The organism is Delftia sp. 11MD, from assembly GCF_050907895.1.
Lineage (GTDB): Bacteria > Pseudomonadota > Gammaproteobacteria > Burkholderiales > Burkholderiaceae_C > Comamonas > Comamonas tsuruhatensis.
In genome coordinates, this window is the sequence record NZ_CP194333.1 from 2,464,361 (window position 1) to 2,479,081 (window position 14,721).

Sequence of the window (14,721 nt, forward strand, 5' to 3'; positions counted from 1 at the left end):
CAGGAAGCAGGTTTTCAGGCTTGCCCGATCACCCGGCTGCAGCGATTCCGGCGTCGGCCGCGTTGCCAAGGCCACGTCGCGGAGGCGAACGCCGGGTCCTTGCACTGCGCAGGCATCCCGCCGCTCCAGACCATGGCGAAGCCGTCCTCACTGCTGGGCTGCGGGCTCTGTTGGAAGCCCGGGGCCTTGTGGAAGGCGGTGGATTTGCCGAGCTTGCTTGCCGGCAGGCTGATGAAGAGGGACCTGGTCATGCTGGACCAAGAGGAAGCGGCCACGGCTGCGCGCGGGGCCGTCCATGCACCTGCCGCTCCCCGCTTTGCCATGGTGGCCCGGGGGCGGCAAGGCGGGAGCACCGGGACAAGATGCCCTATGGGTCGTCAACCGTGACCGGGGGAGCCGGCCCTGTCAGACGGCAACGGCGTGCAGGCGGGTATTGAAAAGCGGCCCTTGGGTGAAGGTCGCCAGGCGCTTGGCCAGCCACAGCACCGCCAGGTCCACCAGGGGTTCCACCAGCACGACGCACATGTAGGCAGCACCGAAGCTTGCCACCTCGGTCAAGGTTGCCAGGCTGGCACCGTGGCCGTAGATGGCCCAGAACGTGACCCACAGGACAATGCCGCCCTGGTAGGTGGTGGACAGGGCCAGGGCCTGCCTGTAGCTGATGTCCACATAGGCCGTGCCGGCGGGAATCAGCCGGCGCGCCAGTTGGTTCACCGCATACAGCGGCACCAGCAAGGTGGTGACGTTCATGCCGTACTGCGGCAGGTCGAAGGGGGCAAAGAACAGGCCCTGCACCAGCAGGCCGAGCGCCAGGCCGATGGCCGCAGCTCCCGCGCCGAACATCAGCAGCAAGGTCGAGCCCAGGATCAGATGGACCTCGGACACGCCGACCGGCTCGTGCGGAAACACCTCGAAGAAGCTGAACACCAGCGCGGTGGTGATGACACTGCGGGCCAGCAGCGCGAGCCAGCCGCCGTTGTCGCGCAGGCTTTGCCGTGCCAGGGCGGCGGTCAGGCCGAAGGCCGCTGCGGCGGTGACATAACTGAGGGCGATTTTTTCGGGGCTGACGACGCCGGGTTCGATGTGCATGGGAGGTCCTGAACAGTCAAGGTCCGTTGCAGGGCGGGCGCCGGCTGCGCAACGGCAAAGGTATTGAGCATAGCCGTGGATGAATGGCTGCGCCATGCCTTGGCGCGGCAGATGCGTTTTCTGTCCAGGCTGCGCGGATGTACTCGGGTGATGCCGGGGGCTGCCATGCAGCGATTGCCGCTGTTGTCTGGATGCCGACAGCTCACTTCAAAGCGTTGTTGAGTCGCTGAAGCTCAAGTTGCTTGGCAGCGCTGGCCTCGAGATTTGCACGCTCCTCGTCCAAATACCGATAAATGCTTTTGAGCTCAGTGATTTTCTTTCTAATCTCCAGCATTTTCTTTTCAATCAACTTGGCACCCTCGGCACAATCGATTGACTTGTTTCTCTGCGCGTCCAGAATTTCGCCTATTTCCGCAAGAGAAAATCCCATGCTTTGTGCGCGCTGAATAAATCCAAGATCCTGCAGGGTTTGTGGTGTGTAAACACGGTAATTGTTGTTTCGCCGCAATGGTGCGATAAGGCCGATCTTCTCGTAGTAGCGCAGGGTATGGCGGCTGGCGCCGCTGCGGACCTCGAGTTCGCCGATATTCATGAGAAAACACTTGACTATAGAGTTGGGTCGACAGTCTACACTCGATTTTTCATCGTGCCAAGGAGCAGAAAAATGAGCGTGGAGTGCTTTGTTACGGGAGGGACCGGCTTCATCGGCCAGCATCTGGTGTCAGGCCTGAGCGCAAAAGGTCACACGATTCGGGTGCTGATGCGTCGCCCGGAGCGCCTGGCGCAACTGCGGGAGCAGGTCGACAATCTGGGAGGTGTCGCAAACCGTGTCTTTGCCGTGGCTGGCGATCTGGAGCAGGAGAGCCTCGGCTTGAGTCTTTCCGATCGAGAGGCTTTGCGGCAGGCCGAAGTTGTGTTCCACCTGGGCGCCCACTTCGCGTGGGGCCTTTCAATGGAGCATTCGCGTGCAGTGAATGTGGAAGGTGCAAAGCGCGTGGCGTTGTTGGCAGCGCAGCAAGATAGCCGGCTGGTGATGATCGGCGGCTATATGCTGAAGAACAATGAACATCTGCAGCGCATCGGAATTGATCCCGGCCATCCGGAAAGGACTCATTGGCCTGCCGTCTATCGGCGTGTCGGCGCTTACGAGGGGAGCAAACTGGAGGCGCATTTCGCGACCCTGGAGTTCATGGCTGCCAAGGGAGGGAAAATGACCGTCGTGCACCCCGCAACGGTCTGTGGTCATAGCCGCACGGGACATATACCTTGCAGCCAGCCACTGGTGGATCTGATACGCAATCTGGCGCAGGGAAAACTGGCTGCAGTGCCCGGTAGCGCAGAGCACTGGTTGCCATTGGTCACTGTGGATTATCTGGTCGAGCTGGTTTCGGCTTGCGCTTTTGATCCTTCCATGGCCGGTCAGGAGCTTCTGGCGCTTGACGACCAAAGTCCCAACTTGCGAGAACTCCTGGCAGAGGTGGCACAACCTCTTGGAATAAAGTCCCCAAAGCATCATATTTCGCTCCGATTGCTGAAATGGCTTTTGAGCATTCCTCCGGTCGCACGGTTTTTGAATACGGATGCCGAAGCCCTGGACTTCATCCAGACTACGCGTTTTGACACAGCGGCGGTCGAGCAATTCGCCAAAAGGCACGGAATATCAAAGCCGGATATTCGTCAATCGTTACGGAATACTGCAATGTTCGTCAACTCATATTGCATGCCCAATGAAAAAGTCCACTGACGTGTATTTTGCCGGGATGAATACTGAGAAACTATCAAGATGCATTGCACCTATGCACGCACAGCCAAGAGCAGCCCTCCACTGCGCCCGTGGCACTCCATAATTGTCCTTTTCAGGTGTCGAGGCCGGCGCCGAGCATCCGTTTCGAGGAATCCGCTTCAGTGAATCAACAAGTCCATACAAGAATCGCTGTCCTGGGGCCCGGTGCGATCGGGACCACCGTCGCTGCTGCGTTGCACGAAGTCGGCCGCACGCCCATGCTTTGCGGCCGTACGCCGCGCGACAGCCTGGTGCTGCAAGGTAGCGGTGTTCGCATCGTTGTTCCCGGGCCGGTGAGAACGGATCCAGCACAGATTGCACGCCCGGTGGACCTCGTTTTTCTCGCGGTCAAAGCGACTCAGACCGCTGCCACTGCGCAATGGCTTGCGGCGTTGAGCGGCCCGCAAACCGTCGTGTGTGTCCTGCAAAACGGGGTCGAGCAGTTGGAGAGTGTCACTGCGCTGTGCCCTCAGGGGCGAGTCGTTCCTGCAGTCGTGTGGTTCCCTGCGCAGGCGCAATCCGATGGTTCGGTGCTCCTGCGCAGCGATGCTCGGATCAGCCTGCCTGACGAAGCGGCCTCCCTCGTGGTTGCGCAGGCACTGCAAGGCTCCCGGTGCCTGGTAGACCTGGTTTCGAATTTCAGATCTCTGGCCTGGCAAAAGCTGCTGCAGAACGCGGCGGCCGGGCTCATGGCGCTCACGCATCGCCGCTCGGGCATGTACGGCCGGCACGACATCTCCAAGCTCACACTGGACTATCTGCAGGAGTGCCTGGCCGTGGCACGCGCCGAAGGTGCTGAACTGGGCGATGAGGTCCCGCAGGCGATCCTCGACAAGTTCCAGGCATCCCCTGCCGACCTGGGCACGTCCATACTGGCGGATCGCGAAGCAGGCCGTCCGCTCGAATGGGATATCCGCAACGGCGTTATCGCGCGCCGCGGCCGGGCGCGCGGGATTCCGACCCCGATCGGTGATGTCTTGGTGCCGCTTCTTGCTGCCGCGAGCGACGGCCCCGGCTGATCACCCATGCCTTGACGATAAGGCCTGTGATCACAGGCCTGCCATCCGCATTCAGCCTGAAGCTGTTGGCAGCACCCCCCAATCCCAACCCTGCCGGCCGATTTTTCCGAAGCCGGGGACAATACCGGGTTCGCGGGTTTTTCCGGCTCGACCTGGGTCGAGGACGGGAATCGCTTGCGGAAGGAAGCTGCAATGGCGTTGAACCCGGACGCAGAAAACCCCAAGATCGGACGGCGGCGAGACTGCCGAGATGGCGCAGGTGCATGTGACGAAGAGGGATTGGTGGACAAGGGCCTGCCGCAGCCGCAGCGGTCGGCCCGTCAAACGCGATACCCGCCTGGTGGGCTGGCTGCTGGCCGTGGTGTTCGTGTCGGTATCGGCGGCCACGGTGTGGCAGTTGGTGGCTGCACGCCAGCGCACGCTGGCCGAGGTGGATACCGTCAACCGCAATCTGGCGCAGACGCTGAATACCTATTCCGAAGGCGTGATCACCCAAAGCTCCATGTTGCTGCTGGGCATTGCCGAAAGGCTGGAGCTGGATGGCGCCGGTGCCGCGCACCTGGAGCGCGTGCTGCATCTGGTCAACCGCCAGGAGCAGTTGCTGAACCAGCTCAACGAGCTGCTGGTCGTGGACGCGCAGGGGCGCTGGCTGATGTCGTCCAAGGGGACGTTTCCCCCAGGAACGCAAAGCGCGGACCGCGACTTCTTCACGCACCACCGCGACGACCCGTCGTCAGGCATCTACATCGGGCCGCCGATCCGCAGCCGTTCCACAAGTGAATGGGTGATCACCATCAGCCGGCGCTATACCGACAGCGAGGGTCAGTTTGCCGGCGTGGTCGTGGTGACGCTGGGTGTGGAAAATTTCCTGCGGCTGTTCGGCAAGATCGACATCGGCGAGCAGGGCGCCATTTCACTGAGCACGCCGGGCGGGCAACTGCTGGTGCGCCACCCCTTCCGTGAGCAGGACCTGGGCCGGGACTTCTCGCAGTCGCCCAATTTCCTGCGCCACTATGCGGGGGCGATGTCGGGCACGGCGTCGTTCCGCTCGGGCCTGGATGGCACGGAAAGAATCTATGCCTTCCTGCGCAGCGAGCGCTATCCGCTGGTGACCACGGTGGCCCTGGGCCGCGACGAGGCGCTCAGTTCCTGGCAGCGCCAGGCGCAGCTGACGCTGGCCGTGGTGCTGGGGCTGTTTCTGGCGATTGCGCTGATCGGCTGGCGGCTGACGGCGGCGATGCGGCTGCGCTCGCGTGCCGAATGCTCCCTGGTCAGCGCGCGCGAGGAATTGCTGCAGGCCAACCGCCGGCTGGAGGTGCTGGCCGCCCAGGACCAGCTCACGGGCCTGGCCAACCGGCGCCGCTTCGACGAGGTGCTGGAGCGCGAGGCACGGCGCGCCGTGCGCGAGGGCACGCCGCTGTCGCTGCTGCTGATCGATCTGGACCATTTCAAGGGCTACAACGACGCCTACGGCCATGTGGCAGGCGATGCGTGCCTGCAGACAGTATGTCGCGCCCTGGCCCAGGCCGTGCAGCGGCCCGGCGACATGGCGGCGCGCTACGGCGGGGAGGAGCTGGCCGTGGTGCTTCCCAATACGGACCAGGCCGGCGGGCTGCAGGTGGCCGAGCGGCTGCGTGCGCGCATCGAGGGCCTGGGCCTGGAGCACCGCAGCAGCCGCTTCGGCCATGTGACGGCCAGCATCGGCGTGGCGACAGCGCAGTGCGGTGAGGCTGGCGCGACTCAAGGCGCTACACAAAGCGCTACACAAGGCACTACCCACGGCTCCAAAGGTGCCGCCGTGGCGCTGGTGGAAGCGGCCGACCGTGCGCTGTACCGCGCCAAGGCCGCAGGGCGCAACTGCGTGCAGGGCTGAATGGGGTTGGGTCTGCGTGCGCTCAGTCCGTGGGCGAGCGGTGGGCCACCACCTGCTGCTTGAGGTCGCCCAGCGCCTGGTACAGGTCGTTGCGGCTGGCCTGCGGCATGTCGCCGAACATGCCCATGACCCAGGATTCATGCGCCTTGGCCATGCGCGCAAAGGTCTTGCGGCCCAGCGGGGTGAGGTGCAGCACGGAGCTGCGCCGGTCGGACTCCACCTTGGTGCGCACCACCAGGCCTTCTTTCTCTAACTGGTCGGTGATGCCGGTGATGTTGCCGTTGGTCACCATCATGTGGCGCGACAGCTCGCCCATCTTCATGCCCTCGGGCGCGCGCTGCAGCTGGGCCATGAGGTCGAAGCGGGGCAGGGTGGTGTCGAATTCGCTGCGCAGGCGGTTGCGGATCTCGCCTTCGATGAGGTTGCAGCAGGTGAGCATGCGCAGCCACAGGCGCAGCGCATGGTGGTCGTCGGGCGCGGCGCGCGACTCCAGGTCGGGAGCGTGGGTCATGGCTGGTTCTGCGGTGTGGGGGCGCTCAAGCCCATCTGCGCGAGGATGGCGCGCGTCAGCGGGCTGGCCGGGTCGTTCAGGGTGAGCACGATGTCGAAATGGTTGGTGCCGGGCATGGCCACGTACTGGCCTGACGATGGACCGGGGCCACAGCGCTGGTTCCAGGCGGCCAGGTAGTCGTCGCTCTGGCGCTTGAATTCATCGGTCTCGCTCTCGCCGTAGCTCACGATGAGCGGGCAGGCCGCGCCGTGCGGCAGGAGGGCGGGGCTGTTGCGAATGGCGTCCTGCTCGCTCAGGCGAATCCATTCGTTGATGTGGGTGTGCACCAGCGGGCGCAGGTCGAACAGGCCCGACAGCGGTGCGGCGCCGCGCACCACGTCTTCGGGCACGCCGTAGTCCGCATGCCAGCCGCCGGCCAGCAGCATGCCCGCCAGGTGGCCGCCGGCCGAGCTGCCGCAGACATGGATGCGGCCCGGGTCGCCGCCGTAGCGGGCGATGTGGGCATGCACCCAGGCCAGTGCGCGGCGTGTCTGGTCCACGATGCGGTCCAGCGTGACGGCGGGCGCCAGCGAATAGTTCAGGGCCACCACCACGGCGCCGGCGCGCGTGAAGGTGGGCGCCATGCTGCTGGAGTCGTCCTTGGACAGCAGCCGCCAGTACCCGCCATGGATGAAGAAGAGAACAGGGGCGCCTGCCGCCCCGGTTGCTGCCGGGAAAATGTCCAGCAGCTCGTCGGCATGCTCGCCATAGGCCACGTTCAGCGCGCAGGGCAGGCTCTGGCGCGCGGCCCGGCTGTCGTCGGCATAGGCCTTGATGATGGGGGTGATGTCGGGTACCGTCGCGCGGGCGTTGTACTGGACATCGAGTCCGGCGCGGTCGTAGTGACGGTAGAGTGCGGGCATTGGAACGGAGATGGCGCGAAATCGTTTGTATGGCAGGTATTGGTACAAGTCCCAGACTTGTTCTGCAAAATACTTTAAACCTAAACTAAGACCCGCGCCAACCGTTCCAGCCCTTACAGAGTTTCCCGTCCAGCGTGACGGAAGACTGCCTCACCACCGATTGCCATCCGCGCGGCCCGCGCAAGGAGCACAGCAGCATGCGTTTCCTCACCCCCTTCCTGGCCGCAGCGGCCCTGGCCCCTGCCTTTGTTCCCGCGCTCGCGCAGGCGGACACCATCAAGGTCGGTATCGCCAACGATATTTCCGGGCCGTTTGCCGCGCTGGGCGCCGAGGCGCGCGATGGCTTCAACCTCGCCATCAAGCAGTTGGGCGGCAAGCTGGGCGGCCAGCCGGCCGAGTTCCTGCAGACCGACATGGGCGGCAACCCCGACCAGGCGCGCCAGCTGGTCACGCGCTACATACAGCGCGACAAGGTGGATTTCTTCACCGGCCCCATCGGCTCCAACGTGGCCCTGGCCGTGGGCCCGGCGCTGTTCGGCGCCAAGGTGCCCTACCTGTCCAACAATCCCGGCCCCAGCCAGTTCGCGGGCGCGCAGTGCAATGCGTTCTGGTTCGGCACGTCCTACCAGAACGATGCCTTCCACGAGGCAGCCGGCAAGCTGGCCGCCGACCGTGGCTTCAAGAAGATGTTCATCATGGCGCCCGACTATCCGGCGGGCAAGGATGCGCTGGTCGGCTTCAAGCGCGGCTACAAGACCGCGCCCGGCGAAGAGGTCTACACCAAGCTGGGCCAGATCGACTATGCGGCCGAACTGGCCCAGATCCGCGCGGCCAAGCCCGATGCGGTCTACATCTTCCTGCCGGGCGGCATGGGCATCAACTTCGTCAAGCAGTTCGTGTCCACGGGGCTGTCGCAAAGCGTCAAGCTGATCGGCCCGGGCTTCTCGGCCGACGAGGACGTGATCCAGGCCGTGGGCGAGCCCATGCTGGGCATGGTCAACACCGCGCAGTGGGCGCATGACCTGGACGTGCCGCAGAACAAGGCCTTCGTCGAGGCCTTCCGCAAGGAGTACAAGGGCCGCAACCCCTCGGTCTACGCGGCCCAGGCGTATGACGTGATCATGGCCATGGATGCGGCCGTCAAGCAGGCCGGCGGCAAGGCCTCGGACCGCCAGGCCATCGTCAAGGCGCTGGAGAAGGCCGACTACGCCTCGGTGCGCGGCCCCTTCACGTACGGCAAGAACCACTACCCCATCCAGGCCTACTACCAGCGCGTGATCGAGAAGGATGGCAGCGGCCGCATCACCAATAAGCTGGTGGGCAAGGTGTTCGATAAATATCAGGACGTCTACGTCAACGACTGCAAGATGTGACCCCGCCGCCGCGCCCCCGTCGGGCGCGGCGTGCCTTGATCTTGATTTTCAAAGCCGGATTATTTGTTGACCGCGCGCGGGCCGATCGCCCGCGGCAGGGGGCGTGTGGATGACGTGGACGCTGCTCTTGGAGCAATTGCTCAATGGCCTGCAGTTCGGGCTGATGCTGTTTCTGATCGCGGCCGGGCTGACCCTGGTGTTCGGCATCATGGACATCATGAACCTGGCCCATGGCTCGCTGTACATGGCGGGCGCCTATGTGGCGGCAGAGACCCTGCAGCGCACGGGCTCGTTCACGGCGGCGGTGCTGGTGGCGGCCGTGGCCACGGGCGTGGCTGGCATGGTGCTGGAGCTGGTGCTGATACGGCGCCTTGCCGTGCGCGACCACCTGGCCCAGGTGCTGGGCAGCTATGCGGTCATCCTCATCGCCAATGACCTGGTCAAGATGGTCTGGGGCCCGGCGCCGGTGATGCTCAACATGCCGGCTGCGCTGTCCGGGCCCGTGCAGCTGCTGCCCGATCTCATGTACCCGGCCTACCGGCTGATGATCATCGTCTTCGGCCTGGCCGCCGCGTTGGGCCTGTACTGGTTCGTGACGCGCACGCGCGCCGGCGTGCTGGTGCGGGCAGGCGCCTCCAACCGCCAGATGGCCACGCTGATGGGCGTGCGCGTGCCGCTGCTGTTCCTGGGCGTGTTCACGCTGGGCGCCATGCTGGCGGCGGTGGCGGGCGCGCTGCTGGGGCCCATCACCTCGGTGCAGGTGGGTATGGGCGAGGACATCCTGATCCTGGTGCTGGTGTGCATCGTCATCGGCGGCATAGGTTCCATACGCGGCGCCCTGGTGGGGGCCTTGCTGGTGGGCATGGTGGATACGGCGGGGCGGGCCTTCCTGCCCATGCTGCTGCGCCAGGTGTTCTCCCCGGCCGTGGCGTCCAGCGTGGGGCCCACGCTGGCGGCGATTTCCATCTACGTGCTGATGGCGGTGGTGCTGGTGTACCGTCCTTCCGGCCTTTTCCCTGCGCGAGGCTGAGCATGGAACACAGCACATTGCAAGGCAGGTTCCAAGCCCGGTTCTTCTGGACCGTACTCGCGCTGCTGGCGCTGGCGGTGTTCCCGCTGGTGGCGCCTGCACTGGGGCTGGACTTCTACATCTCCTTCGTGCGCCGCGTGCTGATCTACGCGCTGGCCGCCACCAGCCTGAACCTCATCCTGGGCTATGGCGGCATGGTGGCCCTGGGGCACGCGGCCTTCTTCGGTGCGGGGGCCTATGCGGTGGGCATCCTGGCCATGAACGGTGTGACCTCGGCCCTGGTCGCCTGGCCTGCCGCCGCGCTGCTGGCCGGGCTGCTGGCCGCCGCCACGGGCGCCGTGTCGCTGCGCACGCGCGGCGTGTACTTCATCATGATCACGCTGGCCTTTGCGCAGATGCTGTTCTATATCTTCATCTCGCTGCGCCAGTACGGCGGCGAGGACGGGCTGAACCTGCCCGGCCATTCCGTGCTGCCCGGGCTGGACCTGGGCCACGACGTTTCTTTCTACTACGTGGTGCTGGCGCTGTTCGCGGTGCTGATGGCCTTGTTCGGCCGGCTGGTGGATTCGCGCTTCGGCAAGGCGCTGCAGGGCGTGCGCGAGAACGAGTCGCGCATGGAGTCGCTGGGCTACCCGGTCTACCGCCTGAAGCTCGTGGCCTTCGTTCTCAGCGGCGCGGTGGCGGGGCTGGCGGGCGCGCTGCTGGCCAACCACAACCTGTTCATCTCGCCCAGCCTCATGCACTGGACCCAGTCGGCCAACCTGCTGATCATGGTGCTGGTCGGTGGCGTGGGCCTGCGCTGGGGCGGCGTGGCCGGCGCCGTCGTCATGCTGACGCTGGAGGAAGTGCTTCGCATGTGGACCGAGTACTGGCACCTGCCGCTGGGCCTGCTGCTGCTGTGCGTGGTGTTCGGCGCGCCACGCGGCCTGACGGGCCTGTGGTCCGCACGCGGGAGGCAGGCATGAGCGGCGCGGCCACACCTATCTCCATCCCCACCCCGGCCCTGGAGGCCAAGGGCCTGGTGCGCCGCTTTGGCGCGCTGCTGGCCACCGACCATGTCTCGCTGTCGCTGGCGCCTGGCGAGATCCATGCGCTGATCGGCCCCAATGGCGCGGGCAAGTCCACGCTCATCCATCTGCTGTCGGGCACGCTGGCGGCCGACGCCGGCACCCTGGCACTGGCCGGGCGCGACGTGAGCGCACTCAACGCCCACCAGCGCGTGGCGGCGGGGCTGTCGCGGTCGTTCCAGATCACCAACATCTTCAAGCAGTCCAGCGTGCTGGACAACCTGGTGCTGGCCGTGCAGGCGCATGCCGGCAGCAGTTTCCGCTTCTGGCGCCCGCGCGCGGCCGAGGCTGCGCTCTACGAGCAGGCGCGCGAGCTGGCGCGCGAATGCGCCATTGGCGCCAGCCTGCTGCAGCGCCCCGCAGGCACGCTGCCGCATGGCGAGCAGCGCAAGCTGGAGTTCGCGCTGGCCCTGGCCGCGCGGCCCGGCGTGCTGCTGCTGGACGAACCCATGGCCGGCATGGGGCCTGATGAAACACTGCGCCTGACCGAGCTGATCGAATCCCTGCGCGGCCGCGCCGCCATGCTGCTGGTGGAGCACGACATGCAGGCCGTGTTCCGCCTGGCCGACCGCATCTCCGTGCTGGTCTACGGCCGCATCATCGCCACCGGCATGCCCGACGAGATACGTGGCAACGCCGATGTGCGCCAGGCCTACCTGGGAGACGAAGAAGTGAAGGAGGGCGCGTGATGCTCGAAATGCAGGCCGTGCAAAGCGGCTACGGACCCAGCCAGGTGCTGTTCGGCGTGGACCTGCGCATCGAGGCAGGCCAGGTCGTCACCCTGCTGGGCCGCAACGGCATGGGCAAGACCACGCTGCTTCGCACGCTGCTGGGCCAGCTGCCGCTGCGCGCTGGCCGCATGGTGTTTGCCGGGCAGGACATCGCCGGCTGGGCCACCGACCGCATCGCCCGCGCCGGCGTGGCCATCGTGCCCGAAGGCCGCCAGTGCTTTCCCAACCTCACGGTGCGCGAGCACCTGACGGCCTTTGTGGCCCATCGCAATTCGGGCAGCCCCGGCGCGGCCGAGCCCTGGACGCCCGAGCGCGTGTTCGCCCTGTTCCCCCGCCTGGGCGAGCGCGCCTCCAACATGGGCAACCAACTGTCGGGCGGTGAACAGCAAATGCTGGCCATAGGCCGCGCCCTGGTCACCAACCCGCGCCTGCTCATCCTGGACGAAGCCACCGAGGGTCTGGCCCCCCGCATCCGCGAAGAGATCTGGTCCTGCCTGGCCCAGCTGCGCGCCGCTGGCCAGACCATCCTGGTCATCGACAAATACGTGGAGCGCCTGCTGGGCCTGGCCGACCGCCACCTCATTCTGGAGCGCGGCAAGGTCGTGTGGAGCGGAGACTCGGCCGCGCTGGATGGGGACAGAGCGCTGTGGGAACGGTATTTGGGAGTGTGAGCACGCGCAATGCGTTCGCAGTTCAAGGCGAAATTCAAGGCGCGATGGAGGGTTGAATGGCATTGAAGATCAATGGGTGGCATGCCATTCAAATACATGCCTGTATCCAAGATGGGAAATTGCTTACATTTACAGGATGTATCTGACCCTGCATTTGATTGCCCTATAGCCATCGGCTTGTCTATGATCCCCGCTCACCAAGAGACGGGAGGCCGCCCCCAGGGCGGTTCATACAATGACACGCCGAGTCACCATCCATACGCCATTGGGCGATGAACTGCATTTCCGTGAATTGCGCGGCCAGGAAAACATCAGCCAGCTCTTCAGCCTTGATGTGGAAATGCTCAGCGAAAACGAAAGCATCGATCCCAAGGCCCTATTGGGCAAAAACGCCACCATAGAAATAGAAACCCAGGGCGGCGGCAGGCGCTTCATCGACGGCATCGTCACCCGCTTCGGCATGCAGGGCCAGGACCATCGCCACTACGCCTACAAGGCGCGGCTGAGTCCCTGGCTGTGGCTGGCCACGCGCAAGAGCGACTTTCGCATCTTCCAGAACCTCAACGTGCCCGACATCATCGAGCAGGTATTGGGCGTCTATGGCCATCCAATGCAAAGGAAACTCACGCGCGCCTATCGCAGTTGGGATTACTGCGTGCAATACAACGAAAGCGATTGCGACTTCGTCTCGCGATTGATGGAGCACGAAGGCATCTACTATTTCTTCGAGCACGCATCGGGCCGGCACACCCTGGTGCTGTGCGACGACATCATTGCCTCGCACGGCGCATTGCCCGGCGGCGAATCCATTCCCTTCTATCCCCCGGAAAAAGCCGCCGCAGGCGACCAGGAAAACATCCACGCCTGGCAGCTGGAGCAGGAAATCAAGCCGGGCCGCCATTACATCGACGACTACGACTTCAAAAAGCCCCGGGCCGAACTTTCCCACATGCGCCGCGATCCACCGGGCCATGCGCACGACGGCCATGAAACCTACGAATGGCCGGGCGGCTACACGGAGTACGGCGACGGAGATGCCTACATCCGCGTGCGCCTGAAGCAAGGCCTCACGGGCCGCAGCCGGGTGCGGGGCCAGTCCTGCCACCGGGCGCTGGCCACGGGCTACACCTTCAGCCTCTACAACTACCCGCGCGGCGACCAGAACCGGCAGTACCTGATCACGGGCCTGAGCTACCACCTCAAGGAGAATCCCCGCGTCAGTGCCGTCGCCCCGGGCGCCAAGGGCAGCGCCGCCGAAGACGGCTCCTTCCAGCGCTACGAACTGCAGGCCCAGCCCACCAGCCTGGCCTTCACGCCGCCGCGCACCACGCCCAAGCCGCGCACCACGGGCCCGCAGACCGCCGTCGTCGTGGGTCCGGCCGGAGAAGAAATCTGGACCGACGAATACGGCCGCATCAAGGTGCAGTTCCACTGGGACCGGCTGGGCAGCAAGGACCAGAACTCCAGCTGCTGGATCCGCGTGGCCACCAACTGGGCCGGCCCGGGCTTTGGCGCCATCTCGATCCCCCGCATAGGGCACGAGGTGGTGGTGGACTTTCTCAACGGCGACCCGGACTATCCCATCGTCACGGGCTGCGTCTACAACGCGGCCAACATGCCGCCCTGGGCGCTGCCGGCCAACGCCACGCAATCGGGCATCAAGACCCGATCGAGCAAGGGCGGTGCCGCAGGCGCGGGCATGAAGAACGGCCCGGGCGACGCCAACGCCATCCGCTTCGAGGACAAGGCCGGGCAAGAACAGCTGTGGCTGCATGCGCAAAAGGACCAGCTCACCGAGGTCGAGAACGACGAGGACAAATGGGTGGGCAACGACCGGCGCAAGACCATCGACCGGGACGAGACCAGCGTCATCCACCGCGACCGCACCGAGACCGTGGACCGTGACGAGACCATCACCGTGCACAACAACCGCACGGAGCGGGTGGACCATAACGAGAAGATCAGCATCGGCGACAACCGCAATGAAGACGTTGGCATCGACGAGAACATCTCCATCGGCAAGAACCGCAGCAAGACCATCGGCAAGACCGAGACCGACAAGATAGGCCAGAACTGGCACGTCACGGTCGGCCTGCTCAAGACCCAGACCATAGGCATGGCCTACATGCAGAACGTGGGTGGGATGAAGATGATGAACATCGGCGTCAACTACATGGAAAACATCGGCGTGGCCATGCAGACCCATGTGGGCATGAACCAGAGCCTCACCGTGGGGCAGGAGCGCCAGGTCAAGGTCGGCAGCAAGCAAAGCACCGAAGTGGGCTCGCAGTACTCGCTGACCGTGGGAGGAGGAGGCGGAGGTGGCAGTGGCGCGGGAGGTGGCGCCGGTGGCGGCATGGCCATGAACATCACGGCGCCCGGTGGGGGCGATGGCGGCGGTGGTGGTGGCGCAGGCGGAGGTGGCAAGGCCTCGCAGCTCACCATGGATGGGCAAAGCATCCAGCTCAATGCCGCCAAGATCCGGCTCGAAGCCCAGCAGGAAATCCTGCTGACCTGCGGCAAAAGCACCATCCGCATCACGCCCGGCGACATCCAGATCCTCTCGCCCATGGACCGGCTCAACTGCTGAGGCCCGCATGTCCTGCAGCCCCTGCATTCCCCGCATCTTCCGCATCCGCCGTCCCGTTCTCTCTCACCTCTCCAGGAGCAGC

13 protein-coding genes are annotated in these 14,721 nt (G+C 65.0%); 9 read left to right on the top strand and 4 right to left on the bottom strand.

Features of this window, described 5'->3' with window-relative positions; genetic code table 11:
• Positions 1–405 precede the first annotated feature (405 nt).
• Both ACRSCF_RS11120 and ACRSCF_RS11125 read right to left on the bottom strand, forming a co-directional pair.
• A complete protein-coding gene (locus ACRSCF_RS11120) occupies positions 406–1,089 on the bottom strand; it encodes an energy-coupling factor ABC transporter permease (RefSeq protein ID WP_034367646.1) in 684 nt (227 codons plus the stop codon).
• Positions 1,090–1,291: 202 nt separating this feature from the next.
• Positions 1,292–1,681, bottom strand: coding sequence for a MerR family transcriptional regulator (locus tag ACRSCF_RS11125; RefSeq protein WP_016450653.1), 390 nt, complete (start codon positions 1,679–1,681; stop codon positions 1,292–1,294).
• A 72-nt stretch (positions 1,682–1,753) separates the two neighbouring features.
• Between ACRSCF_RS11125 and ACRSCF_RS11130 the strand changes: the two genes are divergently transcribed.
• From ACRSCF_RS11130 to ACRSCF_RS11140, 3 genes are all read left to right on the top strand, one after another.
• Positions 1,754–2,833, top strand: a complete 1,080-nt coding sequence (locus ACRSCF_RS11130) for an SDR family oxidoreductase (RefSeq protein ID WP_082254193.1) — start codon at positions 1,754–1,756, stop codon at positions 2,831–2,833.
• Positions 2,834–2,994: 161 nt separating this feature from the next.
• The gene (locus ACRSCF_RS11135; RefSeq protein WP_034367652.1) at positions 2,995–3,891 is read left to right on the top strand and encodes an oxidoreductase; all 897 of its coding nucleotides are present in this window, start codon (positions 2,995–2,997) and stop codon (positions 3,889–3,891) included.
• A 250-nt stretch (positions 3,892–4,141) separates the two neighbouring features.
• A complete protein-coding gene (locus ACRSCF_RS11140) occupies positions 4,142–5,764 on the top strand; it encodes a sensor domain-containing diguanylate cyclase (protein ID WP_244388042.1) in 1,623 nt (540 codons plus the stop codon).
• Positions 5,765–5,786: 22 nt separating this feature from the next.
• Here the strand turns inward: ACRSCF_RS11140 and ACRSCF_RS11145 are convergent, their stop codons facing one another.
• Positions 5,787–6,275, bottom strand: coding sequence for a MarR family winged helix-turn-helix transcriptional regulator (locus tag ACRSCF_RS11145; RefSeq protein WP_012206289.1), 489 nt, complete (start codon positions 6,273–6,275; stop codon positions 5,787–5,789).
• On the bottom strand, positions 6,272–7,177 hold the full coding sequence (locus ACRSCF_RS11150) for an alpha/beta hydrolase (RefSeq protein WP_244388043.1): 906 nt from the start codon (positions 7,175–7,177) through the stop codon (positions 6,272–6,274). The genes ACRSCF_RS11145 and ACRSCF_RS11150 overlap by 4 nt, the downstream gene beginning before the upstream one ends.
• A gap of 197 nt (positions 7,178–7,374) precedes the next feature.
• Here ACRSCF_RS11150 and ACRSCF_RS11155 point away from each other — a divergent pair, with 197 nt between their 5' ends.
• The 6 genes from ACRSCF_RS11155 (at position 7,375) to tssI (ending at position 14,639) form a co-directional block, all read left to right on the top strand.
• On the top strand, positions 7,375–8,550 hold the full coding sequence (locus ACRSCF_RS11155) for an ABC transporter substrate-binding protein (RefSeq protein WP_016450648.1): 1,176 nt from the start codon (positions 7,375–7,377) through the stop codon (positions 8,548–8,550).
• A 109-nt stretch (positions 8,551–8,659) separates the two neighbouring features.
• Positions 8,660–9,580: a branched-chain amino acid ABC transporter permease gene (locus tag ACRSCF_RS11160; RefSeq protein WP_016450647.1), complete on the top strand. Its 921-nt coding sequence runs from the start codon at positions 8,660–8,662 to the stop codon at positions 9,578–9,580.
• 2 nt (positions 9,581–9,582) lie between these two features.
• Positions 9,583–10,545: a branched-chain amino acid ABC transporter permease gene (locus ACRSCF_RS11165; RefSeq protein WP_070080314.1), complete on the top strand. Its 963-nt coding sequence runs from the start codon at positions 9,583–9,585 to the stop codon at positions 10,543–10,545.
• Positions 10,542–11,336, top strand: a complete 795-nt coding sequence (locus ACRSCF_RS11170; protein WP_034367654.1) for an ABC transporter ATP-binding protein — start codon at positions 10,542–10,544, stop codon at positions 11,334–11,336. The genes ACRSCF_RS11165 and ACRSCF_RS11170 overlap by 4 nt, the downstream gene beginning before the upstream one ends.
• Positions 11,336–12,049, top strand: coding sequence for an ABC transporter ATP-binding protein (locus ACRSCF_RS11175; protein WP_013801790.1), 714 nt, complete (start codon positions 11,336–11,338; stop codon positions 12,047–12,049). Before ACRSCF_RS11170 ends, ACRSCF_RS11175 begins: the two co-directional genes overlap by 1 nt.
• 235 nt (positions 12,050–12,284) lie before the next feature.
• Positions 12,285–14,639: a type VI secretion system tip protein TssI/VgrG gene (gene tssI / locus ACRSCF_RS11180; protein ID WP_432675182.1), complete on the top strand. Its 2,355-nt coding sequence runs from the start codon at positions 12,285–12,287 to the stop codon at positions 14,637–14,639.
• The last annotated feature ends 82 nt before the right edge of the window (positions 14,640–14,721 follow it).

What these genes read in the sequence shown, in the direction of transcription:
- ACRSCF_RS11120 (WP_034367646.1), bottom strand. Translation starts at nt 1,089, where the DNA reads ATGCACATCGAACCCGGCGTCGTCAGCCCCGAAAAAATCGCCCTCAGT.
- ACRSCF_RS11125 (WP_016450653.1), bottom strand. Translation starts at nt 1,681, where the DNA reads ATGAATATCGGCGAACTCGAGGTCCGCAGCGGCGCCAGCCGCCATACC.
- ACRSCF_RS11130 (WP_082254193.1), top strand. Translation starts at nt 1,754, where the DNA reads ATGAGCGTGGAGTGCTTTGTTACGGGAGGGACCGGCTTCATCGGCCAG.
- ACRSCF_RS11140 (WP_244388042.1), top strand. Translation starts at nt 4,142, where the DNA reads ATGGCGCAGGTGCATGTGACGAAGAGGGATTGGTGGACAAGGGCCTGC.
- ACRSCF_RS11145 (WP_012206289.1), bottom strand. Translation starts at nt 6,275, where the DNA reads ATGACCCACGCTCCCGACCTGGAGTCGCGCGCCGCGCCCGACGACCAC.
- ACRSCF_RS11150 (WP_244388043.1), bottom strand. Translation starts at nt 7,177, where the DNA reads ATGCCCGCACTCTACCGTCACTACGACCGCGCCGGACTCGATGTCCAG.
- ACRSCF_RS11155 (WP_016450648.1), top strand. Translation starts at nt 7,375, where the DNA reads ATGCGTTTCCTCACCCCCTTCCTGGCCGCAGCGGCCCTGGCCCCTGCC.
- ACRSCF_RS11160 (WP_016450647.1), top strand. Translation starts at nt 8,660, where the DNA reads ATGACGTGGACGCTGCTCTTGGAGCAATTGCTCAATGGCCTGCAGTTC.
- ACRSCF_RS11165 (WP_070080314.1), top strand. Translation starts at nt 9,583, where the DNA reads ATGGAACACAGCACATTGCAAGGCAGGTTCCAAGCCCGGTTCTTCTGG.
- ACRSCF_RS11170 (WP_034367654.1), top strand. Translation starts at nt 10,542, where the DNA reads ATGAGCGGCGCGGCCACACCTATCTCCATCCCCACCCCGGCCCTGGAG.
- ACRSCF_RS11175 (WP_013801790.1), top strand. Translation starts at nt 11,336, where the DNA reads ATGCTCGAAATGCAGGCCGTGCAAAGCGGCTACGGACCCAGCCAGGTG.
- tssI (WP_432675182.1), top strand. Translation starts at nt 12,285, where the DNA reads ATGACACGCCGAGTCACCATCCATACGCCATTGGGCGATGAACTGCAT.